This is a genomic window from Bacteroidales bacterium (assembly GCA_021157585.1).
GTDB lineage: Bacteria > Bacteroidota > Bacteroidia > Bacteroidales > UBA12170 > UBA12170.
Genome location: JAGGWH010000068.1, coordinates 1 through 4620, shown reverse-complemented (window position 1 = coordinate 4620; position 4620 = coordinate 1). Strand labels below are relative to the sequence as shown.

Annotated in this window: 4 protein-coding genes and 1 tRNA gene; 2 read left to right on the top strand and 3 right to left on the bottom strand. The window is 34.2% G+C overall.

Annotated features, from left to right (window positions below):
- Window positions 1-149: 149 nt before the first annotated feature.
- Both J7K39_04465 and J7K39_04460 read right to left on the bottom strand, forming a co-directional pair.
- A tRNA-Ala gene (locus J7K39_04465) sits at window positions 150-223 on the bottom strand.
- 271 nt (window positions 224-494) lie between these two features.
- Window positions 495-1361 (bottom strand): hypothetical protein, encoded by an 867-nt coding sequence (locus J7K39_04460; protein MCD6179135.1) that lies wholly within the window; start codon window positions 1359-1361, stop codon window positions 495-497.
- Window positions 1362-1484: 123 nt separating this feature from the next.
- Between J7K39_04460 and J7K39_04455 the strand changes: the two genes are divergently transcribed.
- Window positions 1485-3506, top strand: a complete 2022-nt coding sequence (locus J7K39_04455; protein ID MCD6179134.1) for a DNA topoisomerase 3 — start codon at window positions 1485-1487, stop codon at window positions 3504-3506.
- Between the two features lie 119 nt (window positions 3507-3625).
- Complete coding sequence (locus J7K39_04450; protein ID MCD6179133.1) at window positions 3626-3850, top strand: DUF3820 family protein; 225 nt, start codon at window positions 3626-3628, stop codon at window positions 3848-3850.
- A 277-nt stretch (window positions 3851-4127) separates the two neighbouring features.
- Here the strand turns inward: J7K39_04450 and J7K39_04445 are convergent, their stop codons facing one another.
- The gene (locus tag J7K39_04445) at window positions 4128-4307 is read right to left on the bottom strand and encodes a hypothetical protein (GenBank protein ID MCD6179132.1); all 180 of its coding nucleotides are present in this window, start codon (window positions 4305-4307) and stop codon (window positions 4128-4130) included.
- Window positions 4308-4620: the final 313 nt, after the last annotated feature.

Here is a 4620-nt window from a genome sequence, read left to right as displayed (position 1 = left end):
TTTAATAAGAGCAAGATTTCTTTAAAACCGCTTCAATTGGAGCGGTTTTTTTGTCTTTTCCCTTCCTATTTTCCCTTCTTTTGTATGTATTTGGTATGTATCAAAACAAAAGAGAGAGCTACAACGTTCTGTAACCCTCTCTTTATCAGTGGAGAATATCGGAATCGAACCGATGACCTCTTGACTGCCAGTCAAACGCTCTAGCCAACTGAGCTAATCCCCCATTTTTATATAATGCATCTACATTTATGAACTTTTTTGGTGTAATAGCCAATTCCGAAAAATGCAAATCTTCGATTTGACCTTTTTTCGAGAACCCTCGGACTTTTTAGAAAATTGAAAATTTTCAAAGTCCGGGGCTGAGCTAATCCCCCATTGAGGGAGCAAATTTAAACATTTATTCGTGAATCTCAAATTTTAAAAAAGCAGTAAATAATTGGAATAGGCAAGCTTAAAGACCGTCATAAAAATGGAAGAAATTAAAAGGTTTTAAATTAGCTTTTAATCTTTGCAATCAACGATTCTATTCCGTAAACCAAGTGAATAAAAGGGAATAACAAGAGCAAAATAGGGACAATAGCTCCGTTTTGTTTTATTGTGGATATTCCAAAAGCTTCTAATGTTATGGCTAAAAAATAGGCGCTCATCCCTATTAAAAAGATCAAGAAAAATACAGGATTAAACGCCGCTCCAAAACCAAAAACAATAAAAAACAAAACAAATAATACAGGGAAAAGCTTAAATGTATTTTGCGCTTGTTCTTTACATAGCTGCATTAAATCGGTAAAATCAGGATTATATTTAATTTCGTTATTTTTAGGTTTGTAACCAATAAAATTCAACTTCTTTTTAAGCGCATATTTATACAGTTCTCCCGATAATTCGAGATGGACATTCATTTTGTCGGTATTTAAAGATTCCACATCTTTCTTATTATAAAGAACAGAAGAATTTAAAAATGAAAAGTCTTTTTTAGACTTTGACTTTTGCCCACAGAGTCCATAATGACTTTGTTGAATGGCAATAATACTTTTTTCCCAAGCATTATACTTTTTATTAGACTTATTTTCATTTTCAGACCTAGAAATTCGGTTAAAAAAATCTTTGGGATAATCTATATCAGGATTGAAAAAAAGAAAATATTTTGTTGAAATAGCTTGAAGAACTTGCGAGAAACTTACATCCTCATGGTCTTCAACAGAAAAAACCGAATAATTAAAAGCTTTGTCAAGAGTTTTATTTTGATAACTGATAAACAGTATTTCTATTTCTTCAGATTCTTCTAACTTCTCTATCTTTTGTTTAAAAGCATTTATATTAAAGTCTTTATATCCGTTTATCAAAAGAGTGATTTTTTTCATCATTCAGTTTTTCAGCAAAGAAATGAAAAATTATGAATGAAACGTAATCGGCATATTGAGCTTTTTAATTTTAATACGTTTTTTCAAGCAAAAGCTTTTTATTTTTGTCTAAAAAATAAACCTATGATTCTTTGTGTTGCCGAAAAACCAAGTGTTGCTCAAGAGCTCGCCAAAATACTTGGTGCTAATACAAGGAAAGATGGTTTTATTGAAGGAAATGGATATGCCATTACCTGGACCTATGGCCATTTTTGTACCCTTAAAGCTCCCGACGATTACGATAAACGGCTACGCTATTGGGATTTGAATTGGCTTCCGATAATACCAAATACTTTTGGTATTAAGTTAATCGATAACGAAAGTTCTGTTCGACAATTTAAGGTAATAGAAACACTAATACAAAGAGAAGATTGTGAGCAAATAATCAACTGTGGTGATGCAGCTCAAGAAGGAGAGCTTATTCAACGTTGGGTATATAAAAAAGCCCGAAACAAAAAACCTGTGAAGCGTTTATGGATTTCTTCACTCACCGAAACCGCAATTCGCGAGGGTTTTGCCAATTTAAAAGATGCAAAAGATTACGATCGCCTTTATTATGCCGGAAGTGCCCGTGCTATTGGCGATTGGTTATTGGGAATAAATGCCAGTAGGTTATATACCATAAAATATGGGACAGGCAAAAATGTTCTCTCTATCGGGCGTGTTCAAACGCCAACTTTGGCAATGATTGTAAATCGTCACTTAGAAATAGAAAAATTTAATTCGGAAGCTTTTTGGGAATTAAAAACCATTTATCGTGATGTTCAGTTTAACTATGATGGCGGTCGGTTTACCGAAAAAGAAAAGGCCGATGCTTTGCTGACTGAGATTAGCGATAAACCCTTTGAAATTGTTGATTTCTCAAAAAATCCCGGCAAGGAATATTCGCCAAAATTATTTGATTTGACTTCTTTGCAAGTCGATTGCAATAAAAAGCTTAACCTTTCGGCTGATGAAACACTAAAAATTGTTCAAACGCTCTATGAACGTAAGTTGGTAACTTACCCACGTGTTGATACTACTTATCTGCCTACAGATATGTTTCCAAAAATTCCGGGGATACTCAATCAGCTAAAGCATTATTTTAAAGAGATCAAGCCTATATCTGAATATGGCTTAAAACAAAGTAAACGCGTTTTCGACGATAGTAAAATTACAGATCACCATGCGATTATACCTACCGGTATGCAAGCATCTACACTTGGAGGTAAAGAATTAGCGGTTTATGAAGCAATCCTTTATCGTTTTTTAGCTAATTTTTATCCTGTTTGTGAGGTATCTAACACTAAAGTACAGGGAAAAGTAGAAGAGCATTTGTTTAATGCCAGCGGAAAAGAAATTCTGAATCCCGGATGGCGTGTGCTCTATCAACAAGAGGAGGAGAAAGAAGAGGAAAAGCAGCAATCTATTCCTGCTTTTAATTTGGGCGAATCAGGACCACATCAACCCGCATTATTCGAGAAAAAAACACAACCGCCTAAGCAATTTACTGAAGCCACGCTTTTACGAGCAATGGAAACGGCAGGTAAACAGGTTGATGACGAAAATCTTCGTGAACTTATGAAAGCAAATGGTATTGGTCGTCCGTCTACGAGAGCTAATATTATTGAAACACTGTTTAAACGTAATTATATCACGCGAAAGCGTAAATCGTTAATACCAACAATTACAGGAATAGAGCTTATCCAAACCATAGAATTTGAGATTTTAAAATCGCCCGAGCTAACCGGACAATGGGAACAAAAACTGAGTCAGATAGAACGTGGACAATACGATTTGAAACTTTTTCTTGACGAAATGAAGGATATGGTCAGACAGTTGGTGCAAGATGTAAAATATAAGCCTGTTACGAAAAATATTGGTTTGGAAGACGCTAAAACCAAAGTGCCAAAAAAGAGAAAGCCACGAGCAAAAAAGGAAAAGGTATCCGAAGAAATTTTAACTTGCCCTCAATGTAAAAAAGGTAAAATTTTAAAAGGTAAAACAGCTTATGGTTGTAGCGAATGGAAAACAGGATGTAATTTCCGTATTCCTTTTGAGGAATTGGAAAAACGATTTCAAACAAGTGAATTAAAAAAGGAAATTGTTGATCAGTGGTTGAGTTGATATTACAGATTATATCATTCTGAACGAAGTGAAGAATCTCCTATTACTGATAAACAAATGTTAGAGATCCTTCTCCGTCAGTTGACAGATTAGAATGACAGTCTAAAACGCAATAGAAAATGAATGAAGTAAAGCCCGACAACCGTCAACTTTTAGAATTGGTCAATATGAAAATGCCCTTTGGAAAATACCAAGGACGAACTATAATAGATTTGCCCGAACCATATTTAGTTTGGTTTAAACAAAAGGGATTTCCGAAAGGGAAACTCGGTAACTTATTGGCTTTATGTTATGAAATAAAACTCAATGGATTGGAAGCTATGGTGAGGAAGGTGAAACCCTGATTGTTGCTACTAAGTTTAATCTTCCGCCAGAGGGCGGACAGGCATAATTAAGCTTGATTTGATTTCGGTCTCCTGACCGTTTTGTTAATGATGTTTGTCAGGGACAAACTTAAATTTACGACTTAATCTAAAGATTAAGCCGAGCGGGGTAATATTGTTTCCGACAGTCATTTTAGCCACATTACCAATAACTCCGTCTCTTGTCAGAACAATTCTATCAGGTAAAATGTGGCAGTATCCTGTTTTTGTCTTAAATGTTTTATTCTCAATTACTTTATTATTCTGATTTAATTCTAGATTTTCGCTCAACAAATTGACCAAGATAATATGCAATAAGTATTGGAATGAGTGCAAATCCAACATATTTTTCTATTAATCCATATTCAATTAGGACAGTTATGATGACAGCAGCAATTACAATAAATACTACATCAAATATTATTTTCTTTTTGTTCATAATTTAATTATTTTCTGTTTCTTACAATGAATGCCAACGGTTTGGCATATGAGGTGTTGGGCATTTTTATGCTCAAATCTTTCAGTTTACCACGCTGTTTATTTGTATTCATATTGTTCTATTTAATACGTTACTGCCCAATGACTTATATGCTTTGTTGAACTAAATCCGCCTACGCGGATAGCATTTTTCAAAAGGACTCTCCGCCTCGGTTTACTTAAGTTACTGTGAAAGAAAGTATACTGTTTAAATTGATCCATTTATTTTCTTTACTCCCAAAGGTTAATAATTAAATCCAAATTCTTATATTTGC

Coding starts and splice junctions, on each gene's coding strand:
- J7K39_04445 (MCD6179132.1), bottom strand. CDS start 4,307: ATGAACAAAAAGAAAATAATATTTGATGTAGTATTTATTGTAATTGCT.
- J7K39_04455 (MCD6179134.1), top strand. CDS start 1,485: ATGATTCTTTGTGTTGCCGAAAAACCAAGTGTTGCTCAAGAGCTCGCC.
- J7K39_04450 (MCD6179133.1), top strand. CDS start 3,626: ATGAATGAAGTAAAGCCCGACAACCGTCAACTTTTAGAATTGGTCAAT.
- J7K39_04460 (MCD6179135.1), bottom strand. CDS start 1,361: ATGAAAAAAATCACTCTTTTGATAAACGGATATAAAGACTTTAATATA.